We start from the raw sequence: 16,108 nt of genomic DNA on the forward strand, positions 1-16,108 counted from the left end.
ATGGCAACGCTAAACTTTATTGAACAAGGCCTTCGCGTTTTAGATGTTGAGCGCCAAGCACTTAGTGATATTGCACAATATGTAGATGAAAATTTTCATAACGCGTGCCAATTAATGTACGACTGTGAAGGCCGTATTATTGTTATTGGCATGGGAAAATCAGGCCATATTGGCAATAAAATAGCGGCAACCCTTGCAAGCACTGGCAGCCCTGCGTTTTTTGTTCACCCTGGTGAAGCAAGTCATGGTGATTTAGGTATGATCACTAAAAATGACGTGGTTATGCTTATTTCTAATTCAGGGGAAACCAGCGAAGTTTTAAATATCATTCCGGTTTTAAAACGACTTGGTGCCAAAATGATAGCGATGACTGGCAATACACAATCAACAATGGCAACCCTTGCTAATGTACATGTGTGCATTAAAGTAGAAAAAGAAGCTTGTTCATTGGGTTTAGCCCCTACATCAAGTACCACTGCAACGCTTGCGATGGGCGATGCCATGGCAGTTGCATTATTAGAAGCTCGCGGCTTTACAGCTGATGACTTCGCGCTATCTCACCCAGGTGGTAGTTTAGGCAAGCGCTTATTACTTACTTTAAAAGATGTTATGCACAGCGGCGCAAATACACCTATTATTGATGTTTCACAAACAGTTAAAGATGCTCTAATAGAAATGTCAGCTAAAGGATTAGGTATGACAGCCATTGTTGATGAAAATCAGCAACTCGTAGGGTTATTTACCGATGGTGACTTACGTCGCATTTTAGAACAAAGAATTGATATTCATACAACACAAATAGATGTTGTTATGACTAAGTCATGCACTACAGCTACGCAAGATATTTTAGCCGCTGAAGCGCTCAATATTATGGAACGTAAACGTATAAATGGCCTAATCGTCGTCAATGAGAAAAACCAACCTATTGGCGCATTAAATATGCAAGACCTATTGAAAGCAGGAGTGTTATAAATGCAATTTGAAGAACTCTATCAACCGCTGAGCGATGATGCAAAAGCACGCGCTAAAAAAGTAAAACTACTTATATGCGATATTGATGGTGTATTTTCTGATGGCCGTATTTACCTTGGCAATCAAGGTGAAGAGCTAAAAGCATTTAATACAAAAGATGGTTTTGGCATTAAAGCACTTATAAACAGTGGCTTTGAAGTAGCTGTTATTACTGGTCGTCATTCACAGATAGTACAACAACGTATGAACAGCTTAACCGTACAGCATATTTATCAAGGCCAAGAAAATAAGCTCATTGCCTATCAAGAATTAAAAGATAAACTCAACCTTAGCGATGAACAAATTGCTTATATTGGTGATGACGGTCCTGACATGCCTGTTATGGAGTTAGTAGGCTTTGCCGTTGCAGTAAATGATGCCCACCCACTTATTAAGCGTTTGTCACACTATGTAACGCAAATGCCTGGTGGTTTTGGTGCTGTGAGAGAACTCACCGATTTGCTCATGCTTGAAAATGGTAAAGCATTGACTACACAAGGCACTAGTTCATGAATGCAGCGCGCATAATATTAAGCGTTTTATTCATTAGCTGTATGGTTTGGCTTTGGTACCCTTATTTTACACAAACAAATATTGTGCCTCAGGCTGAGCCTGAAGTTATTGCTAAGCCTGATTACATAGCTATTGAGCTCAAACAGACAGCCTATGATGAGCAAGGTAAAATTAGCCACAAAGTCACTGCGGCTAAAATGGAGCTATACCAGCAATTAGGTTTCACGTTTTTCGAAAAACCCATTTTTACTTTATATAACGAACAACAAACGTGGCAAATAAATGCAGACGAAGCAACATTATACGAAGATAAACAATTAATTTTAGAAGGTAATGTGGTTGCCAAAAACTTAACCGATAACGCCATGATAGACAAAATCAATGCTGATAATATTCAGGTTGATATAAAGTTATTAACAATGCGTTCGGAGCAACCCGTCATTATCACTGGACCCAATTTAAAAATCACCGGTAAAGGCCTAGAAGCCGACTTAAAAACCGAAGTGATAAAACTAATTAACCATACGCGAACCATATATTATGACCAATAAAATATTAAAATCACTTATTATTCCTACACTTATACTAGCGTTTAATAGTAGTGCAGCAGAGCAAAACACGCAACCTGCTGCCAATCAAATTTCAATAAGCGCCGATAAGCAAGAAGGTCAATTAAAAGCTAATGTCGGAATTTTTGAGAAAAACGTTGAAATTATTCACGGTAACCGCCGTATCACAGCCGACCGCTTAGAAGTACATAAACGCGATGAACTTGGTGATAATAAACAATTATTAATTGCTACAGGTAGCCCTGCGCACTTTGAAGAAAAGCAATCAGATGGCACGACTATGAGCGCCAGTGCTGACGAAGTACGTTATGATGTATCTAAGCGTTTTTTAACGCTTGTTGGTAATGCACAAGTATCGCAAGCCGGACAAAAAATAAATGCTAAAAGCATTACCTACGACATAGAGCAGCAGCTCATCAGTGCCGAAAAAGATGAAAACTCAACTGACCGCGTTCACACAATTTTAGTACCGATCGAAACTAAAAAAAGTAAAAAAGGCGATAAAGGTCAACCATGAGCACATTAAAAGCAGAACTATTGGCAAAAAGCTATAAAGGTCGTGAAGTTGTAAAAAACGTCGGCCTTGAAGTACAAGCTGGCAGTATAGTTGGCTTACTTGGCCCTAACGGTGCTGGTAAAACAACGACTTTTTATATGATTGTAGGGCTTGTTCCTAGCGACAAAGGTAAAATATCTATTGATGATAACGATATTACTCTTTTACCTATGCATAGTCGTGCTAGATTAGGCATAGGCTACTTACCACAAGAGTCATCGATTTTTAGAAAGCTGACTGTTTATCAAAACTTAATGGCCATTTTAGAAACGCGCAAAGAACTAAATAAACAAGCCAGAGAAGACACGCTCAATAACTTATTAGATGAATTTAGCATACAACACATTCGTGATAGCCAAGGTATGGCATTATCGGGTGGAGAGCGTCGTCGTGTAGAAATAGCACGTGCGCTGGCAGCCGATCCTAAATTTATATTACTGGATGAACCGTTTGCCGGTGTTGACCCTATTTCGGTATTAGATATAAAGAAAATAATAGAACATCTTAAAAATCGTGGGATTGGAGTATTAATTACCGACCATAACGTAAGAGAGACCCTTGATGTTTGTGAAAAAGCCTACATTGTTTCTCATGGGGAGCTGATTGCATCAGGTACTCCAGAACACGTATTAAATGATAAAACAGTACGCGATGTTTACTTAGGCGAGCAATTTAGGCTGTAACATTTACGCCATGTCTTTAAGCATCTGCTAGTATTAATTATAACAACATAAAAGGATTGTTAGAGATACATGAGGCAATCACTACAGCTGCGCATGGGCCAGCAACTTACAATGACTCCACAGTTGCAACAAGCTATTCGTTTGTTGCAACTCAGTACATTGGATCTCCAGCAAGAAATACAAGAAGCTCTCGACAGTAATCCACTATTAGAGGTTGAAGAGGCAGACTATTCTGAAGACGCTGCTGGTAAAAACGAGCAAAAAGCTGATACCGATGACATAACTGTTAGCGCATCTGCTGATGATGCTCCGAGCGAATATGAACAAGATACTGGTGAAGCACTTGCAAAAGACACGCTAAGTGACGACATGGCTATGGATGTTAGTTGGGATGAGTACATGAGTGCCGCTCCTGCAGCCTCATCAGGTCCAATGCCTGAAGACGAATCAATATACCAAGGCGCCTCTACTGAAACGCTCCATGAGTATTTAATGTGGCAATTACAACTAACGCCATTTAGCCCTACCGATGAAGCCATCGCTATTGCGATTGTAGAGGCCGTCGATGATTCAGGTATTTTAACATTAAGCTGCGAAGAGATTTTAGAAAGCTTTAATCAAGAAAACGAAGATGATAACGAAGTCGAACTTGATGAAATTGAAGCCGTATTAAAACGCATTCAACTGTTTGATCCTGTTGGTATTGCTGCACGTAGTTTACAAGAGTGTTTGTGTATTCAGCTTAATCAATTTGATAAAGAAACACCTTACATTAATGAAACGAAAATGATTTTAACCGAGCATATTGATCTATTAGCAGCTCGCGACTATCGTACATTAATGAAAAAAACTAAGCTCAAAGAAGAAGAGCTTAAAGAAGTGATGACACTAATACATACTCTCAACCCAAAACCTGCAGATACTATTGTAAGGGAAGAATCTGAGTATGTTATTCCTGATGTGTCAGTTAAAAAAATTAAAGGCCGCTGGGTTGTCGAATTAAACCCAGATAGCATGCCTAAAATTCGTGTTAATAGCCAATACGCGGCAATGTCTCGCACTGTAAAATCAAGTGGCGACAGCCAGTTTATTCGCTCACATTTACAAGAAGCTAAATGGTTTATTAAAAGCTTAGAAAGTAGAAACGACACGCTATTAAAAGTTACTAATTGTATTGTTAAGCAACAACAAGGCTTTTTTGAACATGGCCCTGAAGCCATGAAACCAATGGTTTTAAATGATGTCGCTGAAATGGTAGAAATGCACGAATCGACAATTTCGCGTGTGACTACTCAAAAGTACATGCATACACCCCGTGGTATATTTGAGCTTAAATATTTTTTCTCAAGCCATGTAAGTACTGAAAACGGTGGTGAATGTTCATCTACAGCAATACGTGCGCTTATCCGAAAATTAATCGCAGCAGAAAACTCAGCAAAACCATTGAGTGATAGCAAAATAGCGGATATATTGGCTGAGCAAGGAATTAAAGTAGCAAGACGTACAATCGCAAAATACCGTGAATCTCTTGCTATTCCACCGTCAAATCAGCGTAAAAGTCTGATTTAAGACGCTAAACTAAGAGGGTAATGCTTATGCAACTAAACTTAACTGGTCGTCACGTAGAATTAACCGATTCACTAATAGACTATATTAATACTAAATTTGCGAAGCTTGAAAGACACTCTGATCATATTAATAATGTTCATGTCATTCTCGATGTAGAAAAATTAAATCAAAAAGCAGAAGCCACAATACACGTAAGCGGTGCTGAGCTATTTGCCTCTACAGAACATCAAGATATGTATGCCGCTATTGACTCGTTGATCGACAAGCTCGATCGCCAAGTAATCAAACACAAAGAGAAGCTTGCTCGACACTAATATGATGAAATTAAGTTCACTTATATGCCAGGACTGCAGCAAAGCTGCGGTCCTTTTTAATAGCAAAAAAAGAATTTTAGAGTTCATTAGCGAACTTGCTCACGACAAACTTCCGTATTTACCGCAACAAGATATTCTTAATGCTTTAATGAGCAGAGAGAAATTAGGTAGTACAGGTATAGGGCGTGGCATTGCTATTCCTCATGGAAGAATGAGCGGTGCAGAAGAGCCTTTGGCTTTAGTGCTCGTTAGCGAAACTCCAATAAACTTTGATGCAATCGATAATCGCCCTGTTGATATTTTTGTCGCACTCATCGTACCAGATGGCGATAACCAGCAGCACTTAAAGACTCTAGCAACCATTGCTGATAAACTAAACAACAAAGATTTTTGTAAACAGTTACGCAGTGCAAAATCTGATACTGAGCTTTACCAAGTTATTGTCGATCAATCATAGTTTTATAAAGGGTGTTAAATGGAGTTAATTATCATAAGCGGCCGTTCTGGTTCTGGAAAGTCGGTTGCTTTGCGCGTTGTAGAAGATTTAGGTTATTATTGCGTAGATAATATTCCAGTAAACCTACTACCTTCATTAGTTCGCAGTGTGTCTGATAGCTACGATAAAATTGCTGTTAGCATAGATGTGCGCAACATCCCTAAAGAACAAGATGAATTTAACGATATTCTTGAATACTTGCCTGGCTTTGCAAACCCTACGTTGTTTTATTTAGATAGCGACGATCAGACATTGATCAAACGCTTTTCTGAAACACGCAGATTACACCCACTATCAATAGACTCGTTGCCCCTTGATTTAGCCATCAAAAAAGAAAAAGAATTACTTGATGTATTAACCACTCGCGCCAACTTTATGATAGATACGACTGATTTAAGTGTTCATCAACTCGCTGAATCTATTCGTGAAAAGATTTTAGGTAAAAAAGATAAGCAACTGATTGTCACATTTGAATCATTTGGTTTTAAACACGGTATACCAAAAGAAGCAGACTACGTATTTGATGCACGCTTTTTACCAAATCCACACTGGGAACCAGAGTTAAAGCCTTTAAATGGGTTAGATCAACCGGTTAAAGACTATTTAGCTAATCACAGCATAGTGCAAAAATTCACATGGCAAATTCAAACATTTGTACAAACGTGGTTACCACATTTAGAACGAAATAACCGCAGTTATTTAACCATTGCTATTGGGTGTACAGGCGGGCAACATCGCTCTGTGTATTTAGCGCAAACTATCGGTGAAAGTTTCGCAATGACACATCCCAATGTAAAAATTCGCCATCGCGAGCAAGAAAAATAATATAGCTGAATAATCACCTGTTCAGCTTAGGTAGAGTAAGTTATGCATTGTGAAGATACCTTTTTAATAAAAAACAAATTAGGCTTACACGCCAGAGCAGCTACTGTGCTTGCGCAATTAGCAGTACAATTTGATGCGACAATCACATTATTCCAAGATGACAAAGAAGCAGCAGGCGATAGCGTACTTGCACTAATGTTACTTGAAAGTAGCCAAGGAAAAGAAGTTAAAGTTGTTTGTAAAGGCCCTGATTCTGAGCAAGCTTTACACGCTGTTGGAGAATTAATAGCACAACGCTTTAATGAACAAGAATAACCTGTTTTATAAAAACAATATTCGCATTACTAATGCTTCAATTAAAACAGATATATAAAATAGATAGGTTAGTAACGCCAGTTAACTCACCTCCCCCCCATAAAGTAATATAACAATTTATAAAGGACGCCAATGCCTGAAGCTTTTGAACAAGATTACCCACTACAGCAACTAAAACAGGTGACGAAGTCACTCAATAGTGGTCAATTTGTTCAAGTTAGGCGCATGCTCGCAAAAACGGCTCCTTGTGATACCGCATTATTATTAGAATCATCACCGCATAAAATTCGCCGACTGCTTTGGCAATTGGTCGATCCTGATGTGCAGGGTGATGTTCTTGAAGAACTCTCAGAAGATGTTCGTTTAGGCATTATTGCCCAAATGGAACCTAAGCACATTGCAGCCGCAACAGAAGATATGGGCCACGATGACTTAGGTGAAGTATTACGTAGTCTGCCGGACACCGTTTATAAAGACGTTGTTAGCGCGATGGACATTCAAGACCGTGAACGTGCAACACAAGCACTGTCATATCAAGAGCGTTCTGCTGGCGCGCTAATGAACACCGATACGGTGACCATTCGCCCTGATGTTACGCTTGATGTTGTACTTAGGTATATTAGGCTACGTGGCGAGTTACCAGAAGGTACCGATGACTTGTACGTTGTTGATAAGCATAACTGCTTTATAGGCGCTTTATCGCTGAGTACATTATTAACTAACCCGCCAGAAAAGATTGTTCGCGATTTAATGGATGAAGATTGTGAATCCATTCCAATCTCAATGGATGAAAGTGAAGTCGCGCAATTATTTGAACGTCATAATTGGATATCGGCCCCCGTAGTCGATGATAACGATCAGCTCCTTGGTCGTGTCACGATCGATGACATCGTTGACGTAATCCGAGAAGATGCTGAGCATAGTTTATTGGGCTTAGCCGGTCTTGATGATGAAGAAGATACCTTTGCGCCAGTACTAAAAAGCTCTAAAAAACGCTCAGTTTGGTTAGGTGTCAACTTACTAACTGCACTTGCAGCTGCTTTTGTAGCTAGCTTTTTTGAAGGTACTTTAGATGTGCTCCCTATTTTGGCAGTACTTAACGGCATTGTCCCTTCTATGGGTGGTGTTGCAGGTAGCCAATCATTAACGCTTGTTATTCGTGGTATTGCGGTAGGTCATATTAATCAAACTAACCAACGTTTCTTAATGATGAAAGAGCTTGCTATTGGCGCGTTAAACGGCGTTTTATGGTCGTTGTTAATAGCAGGTGTTATTGCCCTATGGCAGTGGGACTTTATGCTTGGTGGCGTACTCGCCTTCGCTATGTTTATGAACTTAGTGGTGGCAGGTGTTGCTGGTGCGAGTATCCCTATTATTCTTAAAAAGATGAATATAGATCCCGCTCTTGCAGGTAGTGTAGTTTTAACTACAATTACAGACATTGTGGGTATATTCGCCTTTTTAGGTACTGCTACCTGGTTGCTGGTTTAAATTAGAAACTTTTGCAAATAACTAAAGTAAAAAACACTTAGAGTAAAGCTGCAACTATGACAACGGATACCAAAAATAAAAAAGACACACCTAAAAAAACGCCAAAACAAAAAGGCTTATCAATATTAAAAAGTGTGTTGATATATGGTTTCATATTTTTCATCATTTATACTGCAGCCAATTGGTGGCGACAACCAGTCATGCCAGCCAACCCTCAATTGCAATTAACCAGCTATCAAGAGCAAAACATTGATCTAGCAGCAATGAGCCAAGATAAACCAACACTTGTCTATTTTTGGGGAACTTGGTGCCCTGTTTGCAGTATTACCTCCCCTGCTATAAACGAACTCGCAAACGAAAATAATTACCCTGTGGTGAGCATCGCAATAAAATCAGGTTCTGATCAAAAACTACATGAGTATCTAAATGAGCAAGGCTACAGTTTTACCACTGTCAACGATCAACACGGTGAGATATTTGCCGATTGGCAGGGGCAAGTCACGCCTTCCTATATAATTTTAAAAGATAATAAAATGACGCAAGGGCTAACAGGTATTCAGCCGTTATGGTCACTTAAATTACGTTTGTGGTTAGCATCAACGTTTTAAAAAACTAACTAGAAATATATAGGCTCTAAATACGCGCTATCTTAAGGGGCGTTTCTAAAAGCTCGCTCTTTATTACCTACAATAATATAGCCAATAAAGAGCAAGGTTTACTTAATTTACGCATTAAAAGAGTTTAAAAACCCTTAGCGTAATTAAATTAAACTAATCTACTAGTTATTAATAGATTGAATCACTAACGTGTACTTTGACGATTACCGCCTACTTTTGGTTTAGTGTTTGCCTTTTTAAATTGGCTAAAACCGGTATGTCGCGTTAGTGCAGGACGTCCGCCTTTACTGCCACCTTTACCTGCTTTTTCATCACGCCCTTCTTCAGGCACTAAACAGTTAGGCCCTTTACCAATTAAATTAGCTTTACCCATTTTACGCAGTGCTTCACGTATCATCGGCCAACCTGCTGTATCATGGTAGCGTAAAATAGCTTTATGTAATCTACGTTGGCGAGCACCTTTAGGTACTGGAACAACTTCTGTATTGTTTTTTATATTACGTAAAGAGTTCATTTCTGTGTGGTAAATAGTCGTCGCATTAGCCATCGGTGATGGGTAAAAATTTTGTACCTGATCAAGCTTAAAGTCGTTTGATTTAAGCCATAAAGCCATGTTTACCATGTCTTCATCTTTTGTCCCTGGGTGAGCAGATATAAAGTAAGGAATTAAATACTGCTTTTTACCGGCTTCTTTAGAGTACTTATCAAATAATTCTTTAAATTGATCGTACGCCCCCATACCTGGTTTCATCATTTTTGATAATGGACCATCTTCTGTATGCTCTGGCGCTATTTTTAAGTAGCCACCTACATGATGCGTTACTAATTCTTTAACGTAACGCGGGTCGCGTACAGCTAAGTCGTAACGAACACCAGAAGCAATCAATACCTTTTTGATACCCTTAACTTCACGTGCTTTTTTGTATAAGTCTATTGTTGGCGTATGATCTGTATCCATATGCTTACAAATTTCAGGATACACACATGATAAACGTCTACAGGTACTTTCTGCCTTTTTGCTAGTACAACGCAGTTTATACATATTTGCCGTTGGGCCACCTAAATCAGAGATAACACCAGTAAAACCGGGTACCTTATCTCTAATCTGTTCAATTTCTTCAATAATTGATTCTTGCGAACGACTTTGAATAATACGCCCTTCATGCTCCGTAATTGAGCAAAACGAACAACCTCCAAAACAGCCGCGCATAATATTAACTGACGTTTTTATCATGTCGTAAGCAGGAATTTTAGAGTCGCCGTAACTTGGGTGAGGAATACGCTGATACGGTAAACCAAACACAGCATCCATCTCATGTGTTTCTAATGGGTATGCTGGCGGGTTTACCCAAATAGAACGATCGCCGTGTCGCTGAAACAGTGCTCTTGCACAACCAGGATTTGTTTCTTGATGTAGAATACGCGAAGCGTGGGCGTATAAAGGTTTGTTAACACTTACTTGCTCATAAGCAGGTAACTTAACGTAAGTTTTTTCCCATGGCTTAGGTCGCGCAGGCTGAACCATAATCGGTTTTGCAGCTTCTGCTTTTAAATCTATACCGGCTTGTTTAAATTCAGATTTACTACAGCCAACATCATCAGCGCCGTATGGATTTGGAATTGGATCAATTTTACCAATTTTATCTATAGCGGTGGAGTCACTTCCACGCCAACCTGGTAAAGGTTCTTTTCTGATAACAGCCGTGCCGCGAATATCTTGAATAGTATCCATTGTTTCGCCTGCGGCAATACGGTGTGCAACTTCAACTAACGGACGCTCTGCGTTACCGTAAATTAAAATATCAGCTTTTGCATCAAACAAAATACTACGACGTACTTTTTCTTGCCAATAGTCGTAATGAGCTATACGACGAAGACTCGCTTCAATACCACCAATAACAATTGGTATTCCTTTGTATGCTTCACGGCATTTTTGCGAGTAAATCATTACGGCGCGATCTGGACGTTTACCACCTACGTTATCTGGCGTGTAAGCATCATCGTGGCGCATACGCTTTTCAGCTGTATAGCGGTTAATCATCGAATCCATGTTGCCAGCTGTTACACCAAAAAATAAATTCGGTCTGCCTAGTTCCATAAATGCATCTTTAGAGTCCCATGCTGGCTGGGCGATAATACCTACTCTAAAACCTTGCGCTTCAAGTACACGGCCAATTACCGCCATACCAAAACTAGGATGATCGACGTACGCGTCGCCACTAATTATTATTATGTCGCAGCTATCCCAGCCAAGTGCATCCATTTCTTCACGTGTAGTTGGTAAAAATGGCGCGGTGCCATAACATTCAGCCCAGTATTTAGGGTATGAAAATAAGGCGCGCTTAGCTTTGAGTGTGCTCATAATTGTGGCCGTAGAATAACAAAAGGCGCGAATTATACCCTACTAAATTGTTTATATATACAAAGTAGTCAAAGCATATCGCGCCTTAAATTCTAAATCGTTCATTATCTTGAATAATAAAAATAGCCTTTCTTAAGCGTTTATTTATAAGTTCGATTTTTAAAATAAGTATGCATACATAAAACACTCCCCAAATCTTTAAGCAATTTTACTGATTCTATGCTTCACATCTTATTGGTTCATTTTACAAAACCAAGAAATGTAGAATCAAAACTTTCAACAAGTGTATTTATTTCATAGCTTCATTAAAAATATAGCTCTAACAGTATTCATGCAACTAAGTAACAATTAATAAATTATTTTTGGTTTATAATCTAATTCATACTATAGTCCATTAATAAAAGTTGTTGTATTTCAGCTCAAAAAACGAATAAAGGTGTGCTTATTAAGCTATTAAAAATATTAATTAAAGGCGTACTGTTATTACTATTAGTACTCGTACTGACAGGGCTGATACTCCCTCAAAGCTATAGTGTGAATAAAACAATTGAAATCAATGCAAATATAGAAGTAGTAAAGCCGCTTGTCACCGACTTTAGTCAATGGCAAAAATGGTCTCCGTGGGAAAAAGTAGACTCCAGCATACGCTTTTCTTTGGGCGAACCCAGTTCTGGCTTAGGGGCTCATCAGTCTTGGAAAGGGAAATGGGGTTATGGTGAAATGATCATAACTTCGGTAAGCCAAAATAAGATCAGCTTTAACATACTTTTAAATACTGAACATATTATCAGAGGAACATTTAATTTTAGTGAGCAAAACGGTATTGTTACTTTAATATGTAACATTGAAGGGCAAACAACCACTCCTTTAATATCTGGCTACACCGCAATTTTGAGCGAGTATGTGCTGCGCAATACAGTGTCTCTGGGATTAAATAACCTTAAAACTGTTGCTCAGCTTAGTCATTCACAAAGGACAATGCACAGCCATGACAGTCAAGACAGCACAGGCGAGAATTAATCTTGCCAACATCATCGAATCCTTACTTGGTTACCCTATAACAAAAGTAGGTAATAATGGTGTACTACCTACTAATGAGCAAAGTTACGATATTAAGGGCCAAATTAAGCCGCTTTATCATATTAACAGTGAAAACTCTGTTTTAGCTCGCGCTCAAAAACGCCAAGATTTATTACTTATTAAACAACAACAAAATATAGAGTCAATTTTAGCAATGGCTATGGGGTTTTGCCCTGATGTAGCAAGTAGTAAACAGCCCGATGTTGATTGGGTAGAGCATTTTATAGCGCTGTGTGAAGATACTTCTAATGAATCAATGCAAATTTTATGGGCAAAAATTTTAACAGGAGAAACACTTAACCCTGGTACGTTTTCAATTAAAAGCCTACAAACCTTAAAACATATGACACAGCGAGAAGCAGACTCTTTGCAAAAATGTGTGTCGCTCTCAGGCTATAACGAAAAAGACGACAGCCACTTTATATTACTCGGCTTTTACAAAAAACCATCGTTGTTTGATTTGCTACGAAAAGGCAATAAAGTATCTTTAAATTTAGGAAAAACGGGTATTAGCTTTCCTGATATTTTAACGCTCATGGATCTTAATTTACTGTATAGAAAAGAAATTGAATCTGCAGTGCTTAAAGCAGGGCAAGAACTTACCCTTTCATTTTTATCGCAAAAAGTAACGTTAAAAGCAAAGAGTAGTGATTTGGTATTAAGCTATTACAAATTTACTCAAACAGGTGATGAGCTATCTAAACTCATTAATTTCCCTGTCAATAAGGTCTATAAGCAGTTGATTAATAATGCGCTAGAGGGAGAGTTTGATTTAGCGTGGCACGCAATAAAATAATATGCCACGCTTTGTTTAATTAGAAAATACTAATTAAAAATGAACCTGAATACCCGCAAATGGGCCAGATGCATCAATATCAGTAGTAATATCATCTACATCATCAAGTTCTAATACCATAGAGCGGTAACCGGCTTTAACAGCAACATCTACTGCTAGGTTATCAATAAGTTCCCACGCTACGCCTACTTGGTAATCTTGTACTTTGCTATCGTCAATAGCCAAAAAGCTACCTTCAAAAAATACACTTAAACCAGTAAATGGTAAGCCAGCTTCGGCACGGCCGTATGCAAGAGGAACAAAACCAGAGAAGTCTACAGTTTCAGTTTGAGAAAGATCTTCTTCACTATCATATCTTACTGTAATTTCACCGTCGAACTGCTTAACATTCAAACCTAAGTCAATTGAGATTAAATCGTTATCAAATATTTCGTAATAAAAAATATAATCAATGTGCGATAAATCACTAAGAGTATTTACTTCTCTACCTTTAGCAAAATTACTGCCATTAAAGCTAAACGTATCATCGATAACCGCAGAACCATTAAGCTCAAGCTCTGTGTACTTTAATTTGATATTTGGTACTAACGGCACTGGGTGCTCAAGCGCCGCGTAGTAACTTACAAAAGTCTCATCTTCAAAATCAAAATCTTGAGATGATTTATCTTTATAAGAAAATTGGCCATCGCTATCTGACTTCCATCCATCAACACCTACGTATAAACCTAGTAGAGTGTCAGCTTGCGCTGCCGGTGCTAAACATGCCATTGAAAGGGCTGCTGCTAAACAATACTTTTTCATTTTTTATCCTTGAGCTAGTAGTTCGCTAAGTTCGATTAAAGCCGCATTGGCTCTAGAAATATAATTTGCCATAACTAAAGAGTGGTTAGCAACATAGCCAAAACCATTCCCGTTTAAAATAAGTGGGCTCCATACTGTTTCTTGAGTTGCCTCAAGTTCACGTATGATTTGTTGAACGCTTACACGTGCATTTTTCTTTTCAAGTACATCATTAAAGTCATACTCTATCGCTTGTAAAAAATGTAGTAACGCCCAAGTAGCACCGCGCGACTCGTAAAATACATCGTCAATTTCTAACCACGGTGTTCTTACTTGCTGCTGCAGTGGAGCAAGAGTTGCTTGTTTATTAGATGAATTACCCGCTAAATCGGTGTTCACTTTTTCTTGGCCTACACTGGCACTTAAACGCTGGCTTAAACTACCTAAACGTTTTTCAGCTTCTTTAAGCCAACTACGTAAGTTATCTGCTCGTGCATAAAATTGACTATCACGCTCATGCTCGTTAGCAATTTGTCCACGGTATACCATTAAGTAGTCAATACCTTTTTGATACTCACCTTCAGCACTTGGCCATGCCCATGCTTCAGAGCTTATATTAAACTGTGGCTGCGCCTTTTTAAGTGCTTCATGTTCCGTAGACTGTGATTGCGAACGGCTAAAATCTTTTCGCATAGAAAGCGATAAATCACGTACCATTTCTAGTGCGCCATATTCCCACGCCGGCATATCATCCATAATAATACTTGGTGGTATTACATCATTTGATAAGTAGCCACCGGGTTTATCTAGTAAGGTATTTGCTACTGTAATTAATGTAGAAGTAGTTACGTAACCCGTAACTATTTTTTCATTACGAAGCTGCGCTTGCTCTTTGGCGTTTGCAACAACATCAAAACGTGAAGGCTCAGTGCTCCAATAAACAGCAATTGCGTAAAATATGATAAGCAGTAAAACAACTATTCCTGCTATTTTTCCTTTGTGTTGCGACATGTGTACTCCTAGTGATGAGCGTGTTGAGTAGATGGTTTTGACTGCGTAGCTTGCGCTTCAAGCGACACGACTTGAGCATTAGTGAACAAGCGATTACCGTCACTAAAATATAGCGTGAGTTTGCGTTCTTGCCCTACTTTTAATGGCTCTTGTGGTTCAAATACCATTAAATGATAACCGCCAGGTTGAAAACTGACACTTTCGTGCGCTTTAATTTCAACTGATTCAACTTGTTGCATTTTCATCATGCCGTCTACATGTGAATGCTCGTGTATTTCAACACGCCCTAAGCCATCAATAGTTGCCTTAGTTAAAGTTGCTGCAGCTCCACTGTGATTTATTAGCGTTAAATAACCTACAGTTGAAGTACTGCCAGGTAAAAACTCTCTAACTTGCGCGTTAGTTACTTCGAGCACAGCCACATCAGAACCATGATCGTGCCCTGAGTGCGCCGCCAACGATGACGAAAAAAAACTAAATATTAATGCAGAAGCCATCGAAAAACATAGTTTCGTCATCATTCTTATCCTTATGAGAACTTTAAATTACAGGCTAAATTTAACATAGTTAACCTATAATAGTCAGTCAAATTAAGGATTAAGAGGCTACTTTTTTGTTATCGGCAACAAGCCAACACAACACTGCAACAAATAGTAACGGCCATGCAATCATTATAGATCCGAATAAAAGCGCTAAAACAGTCCCTGCTAATGCCACTACACCCGTACCAACTAATCCCATAGTAATTAAAGCCACTACAGCAACTACAGCAACAATTGCGGCCAAAGCACCTACAAGCTCAAGCCCAGCCCAGCTAATATCAGCAATCCATAACGGCAACTGCCAAGAATCAATCTGCACAAACGTTATTAAATCAGTAAACAGTAATAAATAGATAATTACACATACTGCCAAAGCTTTCATAGTAATTCTCCTTATACCAACTGGCTTATATATGAGGGCTATTTAACGATAAGAAAATTGCGCTATAACTAGGGGCTGTTGATCTTTGTAGTACATATATCAATCAGCCCACATTGGTAGCCACATCATAGTAAATGCTAAAGCGAGCATTGAATGATAATTTCGTTCAAGCTTTTCATACCGCGTGGCTATCCCT

Annotated in this window: 19 protein-coding genes and 1 pseudogene; 14 read left to right on the plus strand and 6 right to left on the minus strand. The window is 38.8% G+C overall.

Translation table 11 applies throughout. The annotated features are described in order from the left end of the window. The 12 genes from QL998_RS04065 (at window position 1) to QL998_RS04120 (ending at window position 8,950) form a co-directional block, all read left to right on the plus strand. Entirely contained in the window at window positions 1-972 is a 972-nt protein-coding gene (locus QL998_RS04065) for a KpsF/GutQ family sugar-phosphate isomerase (protein WP_002957946.1), read from the plus strand. Further along, the gene (gene kdsC / locus QL998_RS04070; protein WP_290192190.1) at window positions 973-1,524 is read left to right on the plus strand and encodes a 3-deoxy-manno-octulosonate-8-phosphatase KdsC; all 552 of its coding nucleotides are present in this window, start codon (window positions 973-975) and stop codon (window positions 1,522-1,524) included. After that, complete coding sequence (gene lptC / locus QL998_RS04075) at window positions 1,521-2,075, plus strand: LPS export ABC transporter periplasmic protein LptC (RefSeq protein ID WP_024606357.1); 555 nt, start codon at window positions 1,521-1,523, stop codon at window positions 2,073-2,075. Before kdsC ends, lptC begins: the two co-directional genes overlap by 4 nt. Continuing rightward, window positions 2,065-2,610 carry a lipopolysaccharide transport periplasmic protein LptA gene (gene lptA, locus QL998_RS04080; RefSeq protein WP_002957943.1) on the plus strand — a complete coding sequence of 182 codons (546 nt, stop codon included), beginning with the start codon at window positions 2,065-2,067 and terminating at the stop codon, window positions 2,608-2,610. Before lptC ends, lptA begins: the two co-directional genes overlap by 11 nt. Beyond that, on the plus strand, window positions 2,607-3,332 hold the full coding sequence (lptB, locus tag QL998_RS04085) for an LPS export ABC transporter ATP-binding protein (RefSeq protein WP_002957942.1): 726 nt from the start codon (window positions 2,607-2,609) through the stop codon (window positions 3,330-3,332). The genes lptA and lptB overlap by 4 nt, the downstream gene beginning before the upstream one ends. A 69-nt stretch (window positions 3,333-3,401) precedes the next feature. Continuing rightward, the gene (locus tag QL998_RS04090) at window positions 3,402-4,901 is read left to right on the plus strand and encodes an RNA polymerase factor sigma-54 (protein ID WP_002957941.1); all 1,500 of its coding nucleotides are present in this window, start codon (window positions 3,402-3,404) and stop codon (window positions 4,899-4,901) included. A 26-nt stretch (window positions 4,902-4,927) separates the two neighbouring features. Beyond that, window positions 4,928-5,215 carry a ribosome hibernation promoting factor gene (gene hpf, locus QL998_RS04095; protein ID WP_024606358.1) on the plus strand — a complete coding sequence of 96 codons (288 nt, stop codon included), beginning with the start codon at window positions 4,928-4,930 and terminating at the stop codon, window positions 5,213-5,215. 4 nt (window positions 5,216-5,219) lie between these two features. After that, window positions 5,220-5,672 (plus strand): PTS IIA-like nitrogen regulatory protein PtsN, encoded by a 453-nt coding sequence (gene ptsN / locus QL998_RS04100; protein ID WP_024595797.1) that lies wholly within the window; start codon window positions 5,220-5,222, stop codon window positions 5,670-5,672. An 18-nt stretch (window positions 5,673-5,690) separates the two neighbouring features. Beyond that, complete coding sequence (rapZ, locus tag QL998_RS04105; protein ID WP_024606359.1) at window positions 5,691-6,536, plus strand: RNase adapter RapZ; 846 nt, start codon at window positions 5,691-5,693, stop codon at window positions 6,534-6,536. Window positions 6,537-6,578: 42 nt separating this feature from the next. Further along, window positions 6,579-6,851 (plus strand): HPr family phosphocarrier protein, encoded by a 273-nt coding sequence (locus QL998_RS04110; protein ID WP_002957937.1) that lies wholly within the window; start codon window positions 6,579-6,581, stop codon window positions 6,849-6,851. A gap of 132 nt (window positions 6,852-6,983) precedes the next feature. Further along, the gene (gene mgtE / locus QL998_RS04115; protein ID WP_007580297.1) at window positions 6,984-8,342 is read left to right on the plus strand and encodes a magnesium transporter; all 1,359 of its coding nucleotides are present in this window, start codon (window positions 6,984-6,986) and stop codon (window positions 8,340-8,342) included. Window positions 8,343-8,398: 56 nt separating this feature from the next. Beyond that, window positions 8,399-8,950, plus strand: a complete 552-nt coding sequence (locus QL998_RS04120) for a protein disulfide oxidoreductase (RefSeq protein WP_182194638.1) — start codon at window positions 8,399-8,401, stop codon at window positions 8,948-8,950. 193 nt (window positions 8,951-9,143) lie between these two features. Here the strand turns inward: QL998_RS04120 and QL998_RS04125 are convergent, their stop codons facing one another. Further along, on the minus strand, window positions 9,144-11,321 hold the full coding sequence (locus QL998_RS04125; protein WP_182194635.1) for a YgiQ family radical SAM protein: 2,178 nt from the start codon (window positions 11,319-11,321) through the stop codon (window positions 9,144-9,146). A 438-nt stretch (window positions 11,322-11,759) separates the two neighbouring features. Between QL998_RS04125 and QL998_RS04130 the strand changes: the two genes are divergently transcribed. Both QL998_RS04130 and QL998_RS04135 read left to right on the plus strand, forming a co-directional pair. Further along, window positions 11,760-12,341 (plus strand): SRPBCC family protein, encoded by a 582-nt coding sequence (locus tag QL998_RS04130; protein ID WP_290192191.1) that lies wholly within the window; start codon window positions 11,760-11,762, stop codon window positions 12,339-12,341. Next, window positions 12,310-13,197, plus strand: coding sequence for a TIGR03899 family protein (locus QL998_RS04135; protein WP_182194629.1), 888 nt, complete (start codon window positions 12,310-12,312; stop codon window positions 13,195-13,197). Before QL998_RS04130 ends, QL998_RS04135 begins: the two co-directional genes overlap by 32 nt. Before the next feature lie 33 nt (window positions 13,198-13,230). Here the strand turns inward: QL998_RS04135 and QL998_RS04140 are convergent, their stop codons facing one another. From QL998_RS04140 to QL998_RS04160, 5 genes and pseudogenes are all read right to left on the minus strand, one after another. Then, window positions 13,231-13,998, minus strand: a complete 768-nt coding sequence (locus QL998_RS04140; RefSeq protein ID WP_182194626.1) for a TIGR04219 family outer membrane beta-barrel protein — start codon at window positions 13,996-13,998, stop codon at window positions 13,231-13,233. A gap of 3 nt (window positions 13,999-14,001) precedes the next feature. After that, window positions 14,002-14,988 carry a DUF2333 family protein gene (locus QL998_RS04145; protein WP_010554262.1) on the minus strand — a complete coding sequence of 329 codons (987 nt, stop codon included), beginning with the start codon at window positions 14,986-14,988 and terminating at the stop codon, window positions 14,002-14,004. An 8-nt stretch (window positions 14,989-14,996) separates the two neighbouring features. Continuing rightward, window positions 14,997-15,509 carry a copper chaperone PCu(A)C gene (locus tag QL998_RS04150; protein WP_080671213.1) on the minus strand — a complete coding sequence of 171 codons (513 nt, stop codon included), beginning with the start codon at window positions 15,507-15,509 and terminating at the stop codon, window positions 14,997-14,999. A 76-nt stretch (window positions 15,510-15,585) separates the two neighbouring features. Beyond that, window positions 15,586-15,912 carry a hypothetical protein gene (locus tag QL998_RS04155; RefSeq protein WP_290192192.1) on the minus strand — a complete coding sequence of 109 codons (327 nt, stop codon included), beginning with the start codon at window positions 15,910-15,912 and terminating at the stop codon, window positions 15,586-15,588. Window positions 15,913-16,011: 99 nt separating this feature from the next. After that, window positions 16,012-16,108 (minus strand): annotated as a pseudogene (locus QL998_RS04160) (IS5/IS1182 family transposase); the annotation flags it as partial.

It is taken from the genome of Pseudoalteromonas sp. APC 3691, assembly GCF_030408135.1.
In the GTDB taxonomy this organism is placed as follows: Bacteria; Pseudomonadota; Gammaproteobacteria; order Enterobacterales; family Alteromonadaceae; genus Pseudoalteromonas.